Raw genomic sequence first — 16,957 nt, 5'->3', positions numbered from 1 at the left:
TAGGAGCTGAAATATGAGAAAACCAACTAAAGCTATCATCGCCGCTGCCGGTTTTGGCACGCGATTTTTGCCGCAAACCAAAGCCATGCCAAAGGAAATGTTGCCGCTGATTGATAAGCCGATTATTCAATACGTTGTCGAGGAATTGGTTGAAGCTGGCATTAAAGACATTATCATTATCGGTAGCGCGAATAAGCGAGCAATCGAGGACCATTTTGACGAGCCGAATGAAGAGCTTTTGGCTAATTTGCGCGCTGGCGGCCCTAAAAAGCAACCGTTCATTGACGCGGTGCAAAATTTGGCTGATATGGCGAACTTTATTTATATTCGCCAGAAAGGTCCGTACGGCAACGCAACGCCTTTGGCTTGTGCTTCGCATTTGATTCATCATGACGAGCCTGTGATTTACACGTTTGCGGATGACTTTATTGCAGCTAGTCCAAGTCGTTTCAAGCAGATGATCGAGGCATCAGAAAATCTAGATGGAGCGGTTCTGTCATGTAAGAAAATCACTGATGACGCGGAGTTTGATCGTTATGGAGTCATCAATGGTCAAGGAGTGAAAGACGGCGTTATAAAAATGACGAATATCGTTGAAAAGCCGGGTAAGGAAAACGCGCCTTCTGATTTGGCTAGCGTTAGTAGCTATTTGCTTCCAGGCGAAATTTTCGGCTATCTAGACAAAGCCAAGGAAGAATTTGACGGCAATGGCGAGTTCACGATTCAGCCAATTATGCAACAAATGATTGACGATGGATTTGATTTTTACGGCGTGGAGATTACGAACGGCACTTATTATGACACTGGCGACAAATTGGAATATCTAAAAACGGTGATTGACTTTGGGTTGCGTGATCCTAAATTCGGTGATAAATTGCGCGCCCATCTGGCGGATCGTCTAAAATAATGTATAATAAATAGCATGAACGGATTGCTTATTATATTAGTGATTTTGATGGTGATTTTTGTCATCATGATGATCGCTATGACAATTTCCATCATCAAATTAACGCGTCAAATTCGCCAAACTCAGCAGAACGTGGAGGCGATAAGTCAGCGAATTGCTAGTCTGAACGGAATTGTAAGTACGGTTTCAATTGGCGTGGAGCTAGCCAAGAGCTTCGCTTCAAAGAGCGGATTTTTCTCAAAATTTTTCTCAAAGAAGAAGGTAAAAAAGAGTGAAAAAGTCAGCCAAAGAACAGTCAAATAAGCTAGCAAAAAAAGTCGTTCGTGATAACGAAAACGATGCTCGTCGGGCGATTTTGGAGGATTTGTTCTTTGATTTTCATAAATCTCGCCACCAGGTTTACTGGGTGAATTTTGTTCGCGGAATTTTCTTTGGCCTTGGAAGTGCTTTGGGTGCGACATTATTGATCGCGATATTGATTTGGATTTTGGGGCAATTTGCCGACATTTTTCCGCCGTTGGCTGATTTTATCAACCACTTAATTGAGACAATGCAACGTCGTCAATAGCGTGCTATAATTGTTATTAATGACTGAGGGGAAAAGCGAACAATCATCGTCGGCGGCTTTGAGGCCGTCAGATTTCGTGCATCTTCATAATCACACTTTCCATTCGGTGCTGGACGGATTGACTAAGATTCATGACTTGGTCGATAAGGTTAAGGAGCTCGGGATGGAGGCTGCCGCCGTAACTGATCACGGCACGATGAGCGGCATTTTGGACTATTACAAAACTGCCAAAAAAGCGGGAATTAAGCCGATTATCGGAATTGAAACTTACGTGGCGACTCGTTCGCGATTTGACCGCGATCCGGGCAAGGATAAGCAGCGTTTTCACTTGACCGTGCTGGCGATGAACAACACAGGTTTTCACAATCTGATGAAGTTGTCGACGCGCGCCAATCTGGAGGGAATGTATTATAAGCCGCGAATTGACCATGAACTTTTGGAGGAGTTGAACGAAGGGCTTATCGTTCTGAGTGGTTGCGCAAGCGGTGAAATCGGCGTGGCGCTGAAAGAAGATGATTATGATCGCGCTCGTGATATTGCCAAGTGGTACAAGTCGATTTTTGGCGATCGTTATTATTTGGAACTACAGGACCACGGACATCCGAAGTCGAACACGCATTGGGATGTGCAGGCGAAGATTAACGAGGGCTTGCTCAAGCTTTCAAAAGAGCTTGATATTGAAATGGTAGTGACTTGTGATGGTCACTATTTGACGCACGAATATCAAGACGCGCACGAGATTCTGCTTTGTGTTGGGACGGGTTCGTATCTTAGTGATGAAAAGCGAATGAGCTTGAAGGATTTTGAACTTCACTTGACGGATCCGCGCGATATTATCGATCACTGGGGCGAGGAATTTCCTGAAGTTATTCGCAACACGAAAAAAATAGCTGATCGCTGCGATGTTGAGATTGAGCTTGGGCGAATTCTTATTCCAAAATATCCATTGCCAGACGGCGAGAACGAACATTCGTATCTGCTTAGATTGACATATCAAGGTTTGTTGCAGCGTTACAATGGAGCTTCGAAGGAGGAGGCTGAAAAGTTGGATCCTGACGAGATTATTCCGAAGCTGTCTGATGAGGTTCGTGAACGCGCTGAGATGGAGCTTGGCGTGATGGGAAATATGGGCTATGAAGGTTATTTCTTGATCGTCCAGGATTTTATCAACTGGGGAAAATCTCAAGGAATTGTTTTTGGTCCAGGGCGTGGTAGTGCGGCTGGCTCGATTGTTGCGTACGCATTGAACATTACAGATCTTGATCCTCTAAAATATGGTTTGCTATTTGAGCGATTTCTTAATCCTGATCGTATTTCTATGCCCGACATCGACGTCGATATTCAGGATACGCGCCGCGACGAAGTGATTGAATATTGTGCGAAAAAATATGGCGAGGATCACGTCAGTAATATCGCAACGTTCGGTAAGATGTTTGGTCGTATGGCAGTGCGTGATGTTGCCAGGGTTTTGGAGGTTCCGTACGCTGAGAGCGACCGCTTGGCGAAGTTAGTTCCGCCGCCAAACCAGGGGCGTCATATCCCACTGTCTGTGAGTATTAAAGAAGACGCCGACCTTCGGAATGAATATGAAAATAATCCGACTGCGAAGGAGGTTTTGGACTATGCAATTCAGCTGGAAGGGACGATTCGTAGCCACGGCGTTCATGCTTGTGGCGTGGTGATTGCGCCAGATACGTTGGCTAACTATATTCCGCTTGAAATGGCACAAAAAGGCGTGGTGGCAACTCAGTTCCCGATGGGCGAGGTTGAAGAACTGGGACTATTGAAGATGGACTTCTTGGGACTTTCGAACCTTACGATCATTAATAACGCCATGAGGATTATCCGAAAGGCTTACAAGAAAGAAATTAATCTTTCGGAGCTGCCACTTGATGACAAAAAGACCTACGAGCTGTTTCAGCGTGGCGACACGACTGGCGTATTCCAGTTGGAATCGGCGGGAATGAAGCGATATTTGCGTGGACTGAAGCCGACTACGTTTGAAGATATTATTGCTATGGTGGCTCTTTATCGTCCGGGTCCAATGCAGTTTATTGACAGTTTTATTAGGCGCAAACACGGCGAAGAAGAAATAACTTATCTGCATTCTGGAATGAAAAACTCGCTGAAAAATACTTACGGAATTTTGGTCTATCAGGAGCAGTTTATGCAGATTTCTAAGGAATGGTGTGGATTTACTGGTGGTCAGGCTGACACATTGCGTAAGGCTGTTGGTAAGAAGAAAATTGACTTGATGAAAAAGGTCAAACCTGAATTTGTCGAGGGTGCGGTTAAAGTTGGTGGCGCAACTAAGGAAATTGCGGAAACTTTCTGGACTCAGCTGGAAGAGTTCGCCAACTATTGTTTCAATAAGTCGCACGCCGCTTGTTATGGTTTGATCGCCTATTGGACGGCTTATTTGAAGGCGCATTATCCTGACGCATTTATGGCGGCGCTTATGACTAGCGACCATGATGACACTGATCGTCTGGCAATTGAAATCACCGAATGTAAGCACATGGGAATTAGCGTGTTGAGCCCTGATGTAAACGAGTCATTCGTTGAGTTTGCAGTGGTGCCGAATGAGAATAAAATTCGCTTCGGAATGTCGGCGGTGAAGGGCGTTGGTGTTGGTGCGGTCGAGGAAGTTCTGCGAGCGCGCGAGGAGGGTGTGTTCTTGTCGGTGGAAGATTTTGCCAAGCGTGTTTCAACCAGCAAGTTCAATAGAAAAGCCTGGGAGTCGCTTATTAAGTCTGGTGCATTTGATGATATGGGCGATCGATCTGATTTGCTGTTCAACCTGGATTCTATTACGTCATTTGCGTCCAAGCTCCAAAAAGAAGCCGCCAGCGGGCAGACCAATTTGTTTGGAATGCTGGGCGGCGATGACGCAGCGAGTGTCCAATCGACTCTTCATCTCCAGAAGGCTCCCGTGAAACACGACGACAAAGAGCGCTTGATGTGGGAGCGAGAATTGTTGGGGTTGTATATCTCGGCGCATCCGCTTGATAGGTATGAAACGTATTTGAGCGAGCAAACTCAACCATTGACGCAACTAGTTCCTGAATACGACAGTCGAATGATGACGGTCGGGGGAATTATTAGCACGGTTCGTACAATTGTCACAAAAAGCGGTTCAAAAATGGCGTTTGTGGGAATTGAGGATAAGTTCGGCGAGGGTGAGATAATTGTTTTTCCAAATCTGTATGAGAAAGTTGGCGCTAAGCTGGTTCAGGACGCGGTGATTCGAGTTTCTGGTAAAAATTCAGCGCGAGATCGTGACGGAAATTTGGGCAATGAAAGTAAACTAATTGCCGATGATATTATTGCGATTACGGATAACGATATCAATGGCTATGAGTCGACTGGCCGTAAAATGGATGCGCCAAAAATTAGCGCTGCCGTAAAAAAAGAGCGCCGTGAAGCTTATCGTAATCAGAAAAATGGAGTTTCTCCGAAGTCTGCCGTAAAGAATGACGCCACCAAACCGCAGTCAAAAGCTCATTCGACGCCTGTTAATGTTGCGCCAGAAATTCCCGCTTCAAAGTTATTTGTGTATATTAAAGATCCGAATGACCATTCGCGGTTAGTGAAAATGAAGTCTGTTTGTGGTGAGAATGCCGGCACGACTGACGTGGTTTTGGTGCTGGGCGAGAAAGAAAAATCAGCCATGCGTCTGCCGTTTAAGGTGGATGCTAATGACAATTTATTAAGCCAATTAAAAAACACTCTGGGTGAAGAGTGTGTAGTTATAAAGTGATAGTTAGCCCGCTGACAGAGGCCTCGGCCGGAGCCGGTTGCTCTGGCGGGCTAACTATCTGTCAGCGGGACTTGTCCCGCAGTTTTTTGTGCTCTTCAATACAGCCCTTGTGATAAAGGATTGTGTATGTGAGAGCCATCACACAGCAATATATGTATATCACTGCCGTGTGGTGTGTTGGGCGATGAGGCGATTCCTCCACCATGTAGTAGGCGAAGAAAAGTAACAGCCATGCCGCTGAGGCGATGGCTAGCGTATGTGCCTTTAGACTAACGCCCGAAGGTGATGCATAGGCGTACCACGCGATGTACATGGTTGCCAGTATTGCTACTAAGAAGATGTTGTCAAATGACATCTCTTCTCCTTCTCTTTTCTGTAGGGACTACTTTCTCTGAGGGATTTCAAAGAAAGCTCATACAAATATAACACATATAGTTAATAAAGTCAATAAGCAGACTTGAGGAATTTATTTATGTGTTGTTGAGATTATTTCGTTCTCGGGAAAATCAGTCCAAATAGCGCAATTCCTGTTGCGACCGACACGTTGAATGATTCTTTTTGACCGAACATCGGGATTTCTACGGTGAAATCGCAGTTATCCAAAAGCTCCGGCGTGATTCCGTGGACTTCTTCTCCGAGTAGCAGCGCAAATTTTTCAGGCGGCTGAAATTCTGGCAACATCACACTATCTTTCGATTGCTCCAGCGCGATAATTGGCAAGTTTTCTGTTCGCTGATTTTCTTTAATCCAATCGTTGATATCTTCATAAAACTCAAATGGCACCAAACTCTCCGCGCCTAAGGCTGTTTTATGAATTTGGCTGGTGATTTTTTCGCGAATATGCGGCAGGCGAGGATCTTCAGATCGAATTTCTCCATCGACAAGCGCACAAGCAGGCGCCTTGCTACATAAACTCAATTCTGGATACGGCGTGTAGCCACTAAGAATAATCTTTTTTACGCCAAATCCTTCGGCCGTGCGGAAAATTGCCCCAACATTATGCGTTGAGCGAATATTGTGGACTAACAGAGTAATTTCTGGATTCATATTACTATTATATCACTCGTAAAACCGTAAGCTTTTTGGTATAATTTTCATATGGACGAAGATAAAATTCAGGCGCGACGCCGTGAGCAAGATGAGGAAGCTACTCGTCGTCGAGCGTCAATTTTAGGACTTCAATATCTTGATGGGCGGGAATTTGAAGAGACTTTACCTTTGCTTAAGGGTGTTTTGACGATAGAAGAAATGTATAAGGGTCGGCTGGTTCCGTTAGCCTTTAATGAGGAAGATCAGTCTTATCGATTTGGCGTTACATCGCAAACTTCTGAGTCGTTGATGAAGAAAATGCAAAGCCAATACGTTGAAAATGGCAAGCGAATCTTCTTTTTCTTAATCTCTGGTTCGGCGTTTCGATCAATTATGCTCAGGTTTGATCCGCCAAAAAAGGTGATCTACGATAACATCGAAATTGCCAAGGAAGGTGATAGCGATACTCTGGCGCAGGTTACGCAGACTTTGGCTTCCGTGGGTACGAATGATGTGTTTAACTATTTGATTGACCAAGCGGATTTGTTGGGCGCGTCGGATATTCACATCGAAAATCAGCGCGAATCGATTCGAATTCGTATGCGTGTTGACGGAGCTTTGCATACGGTGGCGGAACTTGGCAGGGATAGGTATCGAGTGATTATGGCGACTTTGGCGTCGCGTGCGAATATTTCTACCGCTTCCAGAGAGCCTCAATCTGGGCATATGCAGCAGGAAATTCATAGAGATGGCGCATCGCATGTGCTGAATTTGCGCGTGGAAGCTGTGATGACGGTGTATGGCTTGGACTTGGTGCTTCGATTGTTCAATTTCGATGAGTCAATGTTAAATTTGGATCTCTTGAGCATTTCAAAGAAAGAGCGCAAGCAAATTGATGAAGTTGTTTCTCATCCGCGCGGGATGTTGTTGATGGTTGGTCCGACTGGTTCGGGAAAATCCACAACGTTATATAGCATTCTTAATGCTCTTAATACGCCAGACCGAAAGATTATCACACTGGAGGATCCTGTAGAAAATACGATTCCTGGGATTGCTCAGATTCCGATTGATACGACGAATGGACAGAGGTTTGCTGATGGTTTGCGTAGTGTTTTGCGTCTTGACCCAGATGTGGTGATGGTCGGTGAGATTCGCGACAATGAAACTGCGAAGACTGCGATTCAAGCTTCAATTACGGGGCACTTGGTGCTGTCCAGCTTTCACGCTAATTCAACTGCGGCGGCGTTTAGTCGTATGATCGATATGATTGGGCAAAATCCGATTTTTAGCTCGGCGGTTCGGCTGGTGATTGCCCAGCGACTGGTGAGGAGATTGTGGGATGATAGCAAGGAAGAATATGAGCCAGATGAGGCGACTCGTAAGTGGGTAAAAGAAGTTTTGAAGGATTTGCCAGAGAATGTTGATTGCCCAGATTTGGATACGTTTAAGCTTTGGCGTGCGGTGCCAACGGACGACGTTCCGTTTGGCTATAAGGGGCGAATTCCAGTAATGGAACAACTGGTCGTGAGCGAGAATATTCAGAAATTCTTGCGCGGCGATGTTGAGGATGTTCATACGGAAGCGATTGAAAAGGCTGCAAAAGAAGATGGTATGGTGACGTTGCTTCAGGCTGGCGTGTTGGCGGCTCTTCGTGGCGAAACAACACTAGAAGAAGTTAACAGAGTAATATAATTGACTTTATAGCCATAAACTGATAAAATATCAGTTTATGAGCGAAATTCCGGAACACTCTTATTACGATAGTGAACCTTCAGAGTCTGAGAAAGACTCTGTCTGTGAAATTTTCGATACTGTTATCAATTTCCTTGAATATATATATGAAGATGTTCCTAAAGACTCATCTATGTTTAAGGATTTGGTTGAGAAATATAAGCCTGTAATCGATACTCTTAAGCAGGCTAGGGATGTGTACGATCAGTCTCCCGAGTATTTGGATGTTCGCTACGATTTTGATGAAGTGAGTTCTCGATTGAAAGAAGAGTTTAATAAGGAATATAAAACCTCGCTCGATGCTTTCATATCGTCGTTAGATAAAATTTTTCCCGCTAAAATAGCGGAAGTTAATGTTCCGAAGTATTGCAATCTTAAAGGATATAAAATTCCTACAGTAAAGAAATTTCAGAAGAATAACAATCTCAGACGAGATGATGCCGATTATGAATATATACAACTCACATTAGAGACTAAGAGATCTGTGATTGATGGGATTTATAGAAAAGACAGCACTTCTTCGTCTGTAGAATTTGGAATAAGTCGACCCGAATACGATCCAGTTCGCGAAAAGACACATCACTTGGTTGAGCTATTGACAAATTTTTCAATACTTAAAGCTGATGAGCTTGAGGCGATGCTCGGAGGCGAGAGTGATGTGCGTATGGAGCGCGTTGAAGCCTTCTTTAATTACGAAAGAGATCTGGAGTTGGTAAAAGCCATGCTCGACTGTGTAGGCAGGATGAGAGATCTGGACGAGGAGCTGTTGGCTCGTGAATATGCTGAAATTGTATTTGAGGAAAATTGCCTGAATGCACAGACTCTTGCTAAATCTGTGGCGGAAGAGAAAATGGGGTCAATTCTAGAAGGCGAGCTAAAGGTTCTTTCTGAAAAATTCAGAACCTACGAAGTGACGGGTGAAATTGCGAGTAGGTCTTTGAAAAAAGTCGCTAAGAGAAAAAGGTCGAATAAACCGAAGCTGACAATCGAAGAAAGCAGCCCTCAGTTGATAGAAATTGGACTAAAGGCGGGAGATGTTGTGGCGCTTGATAGCGAGACGTTTCCGTGGCTTAAAGAAGATTCTATTGTAGATGTACTGCATGTTGAGCGTGGTGGTGACGGTACTGTAGTCGCAGTAATTGACGCGCGCACTGAAGAGGCTAAAAAGGTCGAGCATAAAATGACTGGATACGAAAACGACGAGAAGAAACGGAGTATTCTGCCCATTATTAAGGATAAATTAATTATGGCCGCCAAATGCGTGGCAACTTCAGAAGATAAGTCTGTCGGTTTGCCAGTTGGCTTAAATAATAGATTAAAAGAGCTTTATCCGTTTATAATTTACGCCTGGAAAGAACAAACGCATAACGCCAAGAGGGTTTATGTGTCAAAAGTCAGCGTTGAGGATATGCCCGATGAAAGTGAGACTAAAAAATCTCTTCAGAAAGCTGGAGTGACTGAAATGGTGTTATTTTTGGGGGCTTGTGACAAACAAAATCAGGAGTCGTTAGTAGCTCTATTCATAGATGGCGACTCTCGTGATGCAGCTAAGTACGGTGCCGGTGCTTAGGGTCATCTAATTACATTCGCGACAGCTTCAACAACACCCTCGTCAAATGCGGTTGGGACGACTTTGTCGACGGTTGGGTTTTCGACCAGGTTGGCTAGCGCTTCAGCGGCCGCCAATTTGTGCTGATCGGTGATTTTCTTAACTCCGTGATCTAATGCGCCGCGGAAAATTCCAGGGAAGGCCAGGGAATTGTTGACTTGGTTTGGGAAGTCGCTACGACCCGTGCCGATGATTGCGACGCCGGCTTCTTTGGCGACATCTGGCATAATCTCTGGAACAGGATTTGCTAGCGCGAATACGATTGGATCTTTCGCCATTTTTTTGACTAATTCTGGAGTGAGAAGTCCTGCGCGCGATACGCCGATGAATACGTCTGCGTCAGTGATGGCGTCTTCAATTGAGCCAGATTGTGATGCGTCGACATATTCCAATAGCGCGGTTTTTTCAGTGTTCAAGTCTGTGCGTGATTTTCCGACAATTCCTCGGCTATCCACCGCCACGATGTTTTTTGCTCCGTAAAGATTTAACAATTTGATGATTGCTGTGCCAGCTGCGCCCGCGCCGATGACTACGAATTTGCAATCTGCCAGGTTTCGTCCTGTCAATTTGGCGGCGTTAATTAAGCCCGCCAACACAACGACAGCTGTGCCGTGTTGATCGTCGTGGAAGACTGGAATATCTAATTCTGCCTTCAATCGCTCTTCAATTTCAAAGCATTTTGGTGCGGCGATGTCTTCGAGGTTGATGGCGCCGAAACTTGGCGCAATGGCTTTAACTGTGGCAATGATTTCTTCTGGCTCGTGAACGTCTAATACAATTGGCACGGCGTCGACATCGGCAAAATGCTTAAATAGCAAAGCTTTTCCTTCCATAACTGGCATGGCGGCTTTTGGTCCCAAATTGCCTAAGCCCAAAATTGCTGAGCCGTCTGAGATTACGGCGACTAGATTGTTTGTCCAAGTGTATTTTGGTAAATCGGCTGGATTTTCGGCAATTGCTTGGCTGACTGCGCCGACGCCAGGGCTGTAATAGGCGCTAAGTTTGTCGCGATTAAGCTCTTCTTTATCTCTGAGGCTAGTCGTAATTTTACCTTTGTATTTTTCGTGTAGTTCGAGTGCTAATTTATTGTAATCCATAACTATATTATACTCCAATTTTATTTAATTGATATTTCTTTAGATTTGTGTTATTATCTTATGTAATTGTACGAGAGTTAAATATTCGAGCCTTGTTTGACGTGGAGCCGCAGAAGTACAACTGCGTGGCCAGTCGGAGCGAGTTCGGAAGATAGGAAAAAATTATGAGTTTTCAATTGATTGACAAAATCAACCAAGCACAAAAAAAGCAAGCAGTTGTCGATGCTCGCAGTGGTGACACAGTTCGCGTTTACCAGAAAATTAAGGAAGGCAACAAAGAGCGTATTCAGATGTTCGAGGGTGTTGTTATCCGTACCGACAATAAAAAATCACACACATCACGCATTACGGTTCGAAAGATCGCTTCAGGCGTTGGCGTTGAAAAGTCATTTTTGATGCACAGTCCACTGATTGAGAAGATTGAGATTGTTCGTCGTGCTAAGGTTCGTCGCAAGTTCTTAAGCTTCCTTCGCCAGCGTAGCGGTAAGTCAGCTCGCTTGACGGCTAAGAATTTCGATCGCGCCGCCGTCAATGACATTCATGACGTTAAGGCGGAAGCAGAAGCTGAACGCTTGAAGGAAGAAGCTGCTCAGGCTGCTGCTGCAAAACAAGCTGAAAAAGATGCCGCTCAGGCTGAACTTGACGCTAAGGCTGCTGAAGTTGCGGCTCGCCATAAAGACGCGTAATTATCAATTGGTTAATCGTTAAAACCGTCTCTTAATCTGAGGCGGTTTTCTCATGTTATAATCTCAATATGGCAATATTTCATTATATATCCGTCCTTGTTCCGACGACTTTGGCTGTGGCGACGCCTTACGTTTTGAGAAGAAACGGCTTTGATTGTGAGCAAAAATATCGCTGGCTACTTTACGTAGCGTGTTTGTTGTTTTTCATATCTTGGTATTTGCCGTCGCCGTTAATTGACGGACAGGACACTAGTTTTACGACGCATTTTGTGGGTGGCGGACTATTTACGGGGCTATTCTGGGTGTATTTGGTTTCGTCGATGAAATGGCGGGCGCATTGGCTGGTGACGGCATTTTCAGTTTTTGCTTTAGTTTCGGCGTTAGGTTGCATTAACGAATTGGCGGAATTATTTATGGTCAAGGCGGGTTTGGCGAGTATAAAATTAGACGACACGAATTGGGATATTCTAGCGAATACATTAGGCGCGGCAACAGTTTGTATTGGCTGGATTATTGTGGATTTTATGATGAAAAAGGGAAAATTGTCGGGTGATTCTGGGAATTGATGAAGTTGGTCGCGGCGCGTGGGCTGGACCGTTGGTGATTGGTGCGGTGGTTTTGGGTGGCGCTGAAATTGAAGGGCTTGATGATAGTAAAAAATTGACCAAAAAACGACGTGAATTGCTTGACGAGGAAATTCGCGAGCAAGCGTCGGCTTGGGCGTTGGGCTGGGTTCCTGCTGAGGAGCTGGATGAAATAGGGATGAGCGAGGCGCTTAAACTGGCTACGCGGCGCGCAGTCAAAGAAATTCAAGCGAAATGTCGGAAAAACGGCTCGACGTTTGATGAGATTATTATTGATGGGACGGTCAATTTTTTGGCGGGTACACCGCTAGAAAAGTATGTAACAATTATAGCGAAAGCCGACGGTTTGATTCCGAGCGTTTCGGCGGCGTCGATTATTGCTAAGGTGGCTCGCGATAAGTTTATGGCGAAGCAGGATAATATTTATCCGGGATATGATTTTTCTTCACACGTTGGTTATGGTGTGGCGAAGCATCGAGCGGCTATTGATAATCTGGGCGTAACTCCGCTACATCGGCTGAGTTTTGCGCCGTTGGCTAAATATGCTAATGTTGAGGTGAATTCGCAAAATGCGTCTGACGACGGAAAATCTAAAAACCAGCAAAAAGACACGACGCGTCAAATTGGTGATAAAGGTGAGCAAGTGGCGGCAGATTGGTTGGTGGGCGATGGTCATGAGATTATAGAACGGAATTGGCGAACGCGGTATTGCGAAATTGATATTGTTAGTAAAAAAGATAATATTTTATATTTTACAGAGGTCAAATATCGGAAAAATGACAATTTCGGCGATGGCTTGGCGGCAATTACAAATAAAAAACAGCAGCAAATGCGTTTTTCTGCTGAAATATTCATTGCCAAAAATGCGCAATATGAAAGCTGCGATATGCAAATGCTGGCAATTTCTGTTGATGGAAATCCGCCCGTAGCTAAAGAGTGTGTGGTGCTGGAATAAAAAAACAGCCCCGAATGAGGACTCTTTAACGTTAAGTGTATTAATTATAGGGAATGTACGACAAGGCAATCGTGGCGAAGAGTAAGTTTGCTTCATCGTACATTCTGCTTGCGAATTAATCCGCAAGCTCAGCAAGCTTTTTGGCGATAGCAAGGTTGCTCGCCTGATACAAGGGAACTTCCGTTGTGATGAGATCTCTCAGATCACGCAGGAATTTCCAGTACTGGATCCAGTAGCATCCTGGCCAATCAGACATAGACGACTCCTCTTCCGCTATGGATGAGACTGCGCCCAGCATCTCGTTGATCTTTCCTTGTACTGCCTCCAATGACCCTTCCAGGCCATTATGGCAGATAGAGACCAGTAGATCTCGAAGGGCTTCCGAATCCTCCTGGATGTGCGTCTTCTGGAGGTTAGGGTAATCACCCATGATATCGCTGATTCCATTGTTGTAGGTATTCAGCGTGGATACCTTCCCCTTCAGAATTTCCGTATACACGGAGATTGCCTCCGTGTTTTCGGTTAGCATGCTTTCGAGATTTTCTTTCGTGAGCATTGCTCTTTCCTTCCTCTCGTCCCCACTCGGCTGTGGTAAAGCACTTTTCTTCAGTGCAGGATGAGATCCTATCCCTTTTTGATATTTTTTAAAAAAAGAAATAGAAACTCATCCCGCAATGACTGCCTTGTCAAAGTGCGCTTTCGGACAAAACATTTGTTCTATCAACAAAAGCTGTACTCATTTATACCACTAATATAATAAAATGTCAATAGATTTTGTCAAAAACCGCAAAATAATGCGACCAAATTATTTACAACGCGGAAATAACCGCCTCTTTGTCTCGTTTAATCAGCTCAACTCGTGCTGATATTTCGGTAATTCCCAGCTTAATCGTTCTGGCTAGGGCTGGAATGTCCATCATCGGCTCAAAGAATTGTCGGAAATCGTCAAGTTCGTCGGTTGTCAGTAGGGCTGTGGCGGCATAGCGAATAAAATCGTCGTAGCTTTTATCTTCGCCAAATGTATCTTCGACCCACGCCCAGTTCTCCTTTAACCAATTCCAAGCAATCTGGCGGCTTTCTCTGGTCCGAATTAAATACACGAACCAACGGCTGGCGTCTTGTGGGCGGATAATATTGGAATTTTTAATGTTGGCAAGAATTTTTTCTGCTGTTTCAGGGTTTTTGGTGGAAGTTAGTCCAATTGCAATATCATTCTGCAGGTCATTTGACGGCGTGTTTTTATATGCAGAAAAGAGATTTTCAATCATCTCTGGCGTCTCGAAATGCCTCACGTTTGCGCTGATAATTAAAGCTCGAATTTCTGTCGGTAAGTCTTCCAATTTATTACTATCAAAACGCGTTTTTGCCTCGTTCAAAACTTCTTCATCTTCACTATACATCATCAAACTCAAAGCCGTAGTGCGCCGCTCGCGGTCGTCATCCGATTCGCCAGCTTTTTCATCCCAGCCCAATTCCTCAAATGTGGCGCGCGCAAATTCTCCAGAAATTTTCTTTAATGAATCTCTGGCGGCGTCATTGCCATCGACGAATTTTCGCAGTTCCGTCAAGGCGCTAGCCGCCATACCGAAGACTTTTTCATTGGTTTCGGTTTTTAGCGACAATGCCAATGGGAGTAGTGACGCCGAGTTTTCAAATCCAGCGCGGGCGAGTATTGTCGCGTCCTGTAAAATGCAAATCTTATCCAAGGTTGGCAATTCTGTAATGTTTTTCAATAAATATTCGCGAGTGGATTCGTCATATTTGGTGACGAAGTGGGCGCTTAAGCCGCAGTTTAATTGCAATGGCTTTTCAATAGAAACGGTGGTTTCTTTTTGATCCAAGATTTTTACGTCAAGTGGTTGGTTTGCGAATAATGGAATCGGCCATAATGTGTCGGATGGTTGGTGTTCGCCGATGAAGAATCTCTCCTGACTTAGAATCGCCGCGTCGTGACTGCTTGAAACTGATACGACAGGAAGGCCAGGTTGGGAAATCCAAGCGTTCATTAGATTGACGATTGGCTGACCACTCGCCGACTCTAATTCTTGCCATAGGTCATTTCCGACAGTGTTTTTATACGCGAATTTTTCAAAATATGATTTAAGACCAGCGCGAAATGCCTCTTCGCCGATAAGTTTTCTAACCATAACAAGTAGTCGTCCGCCTTTGGCATAAACAATTGCTGGGTCGAACAAAGTGCTGATTTCGTCTGGGTGATTGACGTCGGCTTGAACTGATTGAACGCCGTCCAAGCTGTCGCGTCTGAGCGCGGCCGTTACTTCATTCGTGGCAAAATCTTCCCACATATGCCAATCCGGCTGGAGCGCGTCAATTGCTACATATTCCATCATATTGGCGAAGCTTTCGTTGAGCCACAAGTCGTTCCACCACTGCATGGTAACCAAATTGCCGAACCATTGATGGCTGAGCTCGTGCGCGATAACCGTGGCAATGAAGCGCCTGGATGATTCTGGAGTCAATTCTGGGTCCGCAAGCAAACAGCTTTCGCGGTAAGTAATCAATCCCCAATTTTCCATGGCGCCAGAGGAAAAATCGGGAAGAGCGACGTGGTCGGATTTTGGCAATGGATATTTGACCCCGAAATATTCGTCATAAAAATCAATTGAGCGAGTGGCGATGTCTAACGCAAAATCTAATGTATTTTCATTCTGAGCTGGTGTTGCCCAGATGTTGACCTCGACGCCAGACTTGGTGCGAGCGGATTTTTTGTGCAACTCACCGATGACGAAAGCCAGAAGGTAACTGCTCATTCGTGGTGTTTTCTCAAATGTCGTCGTGAGAGAATTGCCATTTTCTTCTTCGTATTTTACGGGCATATTTCCCAAAACCGTTATTCCTGTTCGGGTGACCAGTGTCAAATCATATTCAGCTTTGGCGGCCGGCTCATCAACACAAGGGAAAACTTCGCGGGCGTGATGTGATTCAAATTGAGTAGCGAAAAGTTGTTTTTTAATGCCGTCGTGAGTGAAATAACAAGGATACAAGCCGTGCATTGCGTCAGTAATATTTCCGGAAAAAATGATGTGAATTGTGTGTTTTCCGTTTTCAAGGTTCGGCTGAGATAATCTCAATTCGTCAAACTCACCAAATGAAACGTCGGCGGGCTGATTGTCGATTGTGGCTGATTGAATTGTTAAGCCTTTGGAGTGTAGTGAAATTGATTCGCCGGTGGACTCGCCAGAAATGATAACTGTGCCAGAAAATTCTTTTTCCTCGGCGCGTGTTAAATCAAGAGTTAGGTTGTAATGATTTGGTGTGAATGTGTCAAGTAAGCGTGGAACTTTAGTCATAGTTTAATTATAATACAGTCATGAGGGTGAATAAAATACGACGTCGGCAAGTGGTGATTGCGCTGGTAATTTTGGTGGCTGGCGTGGCGGTTTGGGCCTCGCGAATTTCGCAACCCGAACCTCAGACAATTCAAACTTCAACGCAACGAGAATTATTTGGTGCTTCGAACGCCAAATCGGAATTGGAAAAAATAGAAGTTAAAGGACGTGCGCCAAAGACTGGCTATTCCAGAAAGCAATTCGGCAACGGCTGGGGCAAAATTAACGGGTGCTCTGTGCGGGAAGTGATTCTGGTGCGAGATTTGACGGATGAGAAAATTGATGAAAAATGTCGAGTTTTGTCGGGTGTGCTGAATGATCCGTACACTGGTCAAACAATTCAATTTCAGCGCGGCGAAAAAACCAGCTCTAAGGTTCAGATTGATCACGTCGTGGCTTTGAGCGATGCTTGGCAAAAGGGCGCACAGCAAATTTCTCCAGAGGAGCGAGAGAAATTGGCGAACGATCCGTTAAATCTATTGGCGGTTGACGGTCCAGCGAACCAGGCCAAAGGCGATGGCGACGCGGCAACTTGGCTACCGAGTAATAAATCTTTTAGGTGTCAATATATTGCGCGACAAGTGGCTGTGAAACGAAAATATCATTTGTGGGTAACGGAAGCTGAAAAAAGCGCGATGTCGGGAATTCTGGAAAAGTGCGTGGAAGTGTAATATTGACAAA

The 16,957-nt window shown here is 44.9% G+C and carries 14 protein-coding genes; 10 read left to right on the top strand and 4 right to left on the bottom strand.

Annotated features, from left to right (window positions below):
• Nucleotides 1-13 precede the first annotated feature (13 nt).
• The 4 genes from LRM46_RS03660 to dnaE are packed head-to-tail and all read left to right on the top strand — an operon-like array spanning nt 14 to nt 5,235.
• A complete protein-coding gene (locus tag LRM46_RS03660) occupies nt 14-907 on the top strand; it encodes a UTP--glucose-1-phosphate uridylyltransferase (protein WP_243813047.1) in 894 nt (297 codons plus the stop codon).
• A 15-nt stretch (nt 908-922) separates the two neighbouring features.
• On the top strand, nt 923-1,210 hold the full coding sequence (locus LRM46_RS03655; protein WP_243813046.1) for a hypothetical protein: 288 nt from the start codon (nt 923-925) through the stop codon (nt 1,208-1,210).
• Nucleotides 1,179-1,475, top strand: a complete 297-nt coding sequence (locus tag LRM46_RS03650) for a DUF5665 domain-containing protein (RefSeq protein ID WP_243813045.1) — start codon at nt 1,179-1,181, stop codon at nt 1,473-1,475. The genes LRM46_RS03655 and LRM46_RS03650 overlap by 32 nt, the downstream gene beginning before the upstream one ends.
• Nucleotides 1,476-1,494: 19 nt before the next feature.
• Nucleotides 1,495-5,235: a DNA polymerase III subunit alpha gene (dnaE, locus tag LRM46_RS03645; RefSeq protein ID WP_243813044.1), complete on the top strand. Its 3,741-nt coding sequence runs from the start codon at nt 1,495-1,497 to the stop codon at nt 5,233-5,235.
• 486 nt (nt 5,236-5,721) lie between these two features.
• Here the strand turns inward: dnaE and LRM46_RS03640 are convergent, their stop codons facing one another.
• Nucleotides 5,722-6,282 (bottom strand): TrmH family RNA methyltransferase, encoded by a 561-nt coding sequence (locus LRM46_RS03640; protein WP_243812328.1) that lies wholly within the window; start codon nt 6,280-6,282, stop codon nt 5,722-5,724.
• Nucleotides 6,283-6,333: 51 nt separating this feature from the next.
• Between LRM46_RS03640 and LRM46_RS03635 the strand changes: the two genes are divergently transcribed.
• Together LRM46_RS03635 and LRM46_RS03630 are read left to right on the top strand one after the other, a co-directional pair.
• Nucleotides 6,334-7,956 (top strand): GspE/PulE family protein, encoded by a 1,623-nt coding sequence (locus LRM46_RS03635; protein WP_243813043.1) that lies wholly within the window; start codon nt 6,334-6,336, stop codon nt 7,954-7,956.
• A gap of 37 nt (nt 7,957-7,993) precedes the next feature.
• Nucleotides 7,994-9,565 carry a hypothetical protein gene (locus LRM46_RS03630; protein WP_243813042.1) on the top strand — a complete coding sequence of 524 codons (1,572 nt, stop codon included), beginning with the start codon at nt 7,994-7,996 and terminating at the stop codon, nt 9,563-9,565.
• Nucleotides 9,566-9,567: 2 nt separating this feature from the next.
• On the opposite strand, the gene LRM46_RS03625 is transcribed toward LRM46_RS03630, so the two are convergent.
• Nucleotides 9,568-10,701, bottom strand: coding sequence for an NAD(P)-dependent malic enzyme (locus LRM46_RS03625; RefSeq protein ID WP_243813041.1), 1,134 nt, complete (start codon nt 10,699-10,701; stop codon nt 9,568-9,570).
• A gap of 164 nt (nt 10,702-10,865) precedes the next feature.
• Here LRM46_RS03625 and rplS point away from each other — a divergent pair, with 164 nt between their 5' ends.
• The 3 genes from rplS to rnhB all read left to right on the top strand — a co-directional run bounded on the left by rplS (nt 10,866) and on the right by rnhB (nt 12,926).
• On the top strand, nt 10,866-11,387 hold the full coding sequence (gene rplS / locus LRM46_RS03900) for a 50S ribosomal protein L19 (RefSeq protein ID WP_445083016.1): 522 nt from the start codon (nt 10,866-10,868) through the stop codon (nt 11,385-11,387).
• Between the two features lie 68 nt (nt 11,388-11,455).
• Nucleotides 11,456-11,953: a hypothetical protein gene (locus tag LRM46_RS03615; RefSeq protein ID WP_243813040.1), complete on the top strand. Its 498-nt coding sequence runs from the start codon at nt 11,456-11,458 to the stop codon at nt 11,951-11,953.
• The gene (gene rnhB / locus LRM46_RS03610) at nt 11,937-12,926 is read left to right on the top strand and encodes a ribonuclease HII (protein WP_243813039.1); all 990 of its coding nucleotides are present in this window, start codon (nt 11,937-11,939) and stop codon (nt 12,924-12,926) included. Before LRM46_RS03615 ends, rnhB begins: the two co-directional genes overlap by 17 nt.
• A 115-nt stretch (nt 12,927-13,041) precedes the next feature.
• Here the strand turns inward: rnhB and LRM46_RS03605 are convergent, their stop codons facing one another.
• Both LRM46_RS03605 and LRM46_RS03600 read right to left on the bottom strand, forming a co-directional pair.
• Complete coding sequence (locus LRM46_RS03605) at nt 13,042-13,482, bottom strand: hypothetical protein (RefSeq protein WP_129744838.1); 441 nt, start codon at nt 13,480-13,482, stop codon at nt 13,042-13,044.
• 253 nt (nt 13,483-13,735) lie between these two features.
• On the bottom strand, nt 13,736-16,237 hold the full coding sequence (locus LRM46_RS03600; protein WP_243813038.1) for a M1 family metallopeptidase: 2,502 nt from the start codon (nt 16,235-16,237) through the stop codon (nt 13,736-13,738).
• Between the two features lie 20 nt (nt 16,238-16,257).
• On the opposite strand from LRM46_RS03600, the gene LRM46_RS03595 reads away from it, so the two are divergent.
• Nucleotides 16,258-16,947: an HNH endonuclease family protein gene (locus LRM46_RS03595; protein ID WP_243813037.1), complete on the top strand. Its 690-nt coding sequence runs from the start codon at nt 16,258-16,260 to the stop codon at nt 16,945-16,947.
• The last annotated feature ends 10 nt before the right edge of the window (nt 16,948-16,957 follow it).

It is taken from the genome of Candidatus Nanosynbacter sp. HMT-352 (genome assembly GCF_022819345.1).
In the GTDB taxonomy this organism is placed as follows: Bacteria; Patescibacteriota; Saccharimonadia; order Saccharimonadales; family Saccharimonadaceae; genus Nanosynbacter.
This window is presented reverse-complemented; position numbering and strand designations above follow the sequence as displayed.

Coding starts and splice junctions, on each gene's coding strand:
- LRM46_RS03660 (WP_243813047.1), top strand. CDS start 14: ATGAGAAAACCAACTAAAGCTATCATCGCCGCTGCCGGTTTTGGCACG.
- LRM46_RS03655 (WP_243813046.1), top strand. CDS start 923: ATGAACGGATTGCTTATTATATTAGTGATTTTGATGGTGATTTTTGTC.
- dnaE (WP_243813044.1), top strand. CDS start 1,495: ATGACTGAGGGGAAAAGCGAACAATCATCGTCGGCGGCTTTGAGGCCG.
- LRM46_RS03640 (WP_243812328.1), bottom strand. CDS start 6,282: ATGAATCCAGAAATTACTCTGTTAGTCCACAATATTCGCTCAACGCAT.
- LRM46_RS03635 (WP_243813043.1), top strand. CDS start 6,334: ATGGACGAAGATAAAATTCAGGCGCGACGCCGTGAGCAAGATGAGGAA.
- LRM46_RS03630 (WP_243813042.1), top strand. CDS start 7,994: ATGAGCGAAATTCCGGAACACTCTTATTACGATAGTGAACCTTCAGAG.
- LRM46_RS03625 (WP_243813041.1), bottom strand. CDS start 10,701: ATGGATTACAATAAATTAGCACTCGAACTACACGAAAAATACAAAGGT.
- rplS (WP_445083016.1), top strand. CDS start 10,866: ATGAGTTTTCAATTGATTGACAAAATCAACCAAGCACAAAAAAAGCAA.
- LRM46_RS03615 (WP_243813040.1), top strand. CDS start 11,456: ATGGCAATATTTCATTATATATCCGTCCTTGTTCCGACGACTTTGGCT.
- LRM46_RS03605 (WP_129744838.1), bottom strand. CDS start 13,482: ATGCTCACGAAAGAAAATCTCGAAAGCATGCTAACCGAAAACACGGAG.
- LRM46_RS03600 (WP_243813038.1), bottom strand. CDS start 16,237: ATGACTAAAGTTCCACGCTTACTTGACACATTCACACCAAATCATTAC.
- LRM46_RS03595 (WP_243813037.1), top strand. CDS start 16,258: ATGAGGGTGAATAAAATACGACGTCGGCAAGTGGTGATTGCGCTGGTA.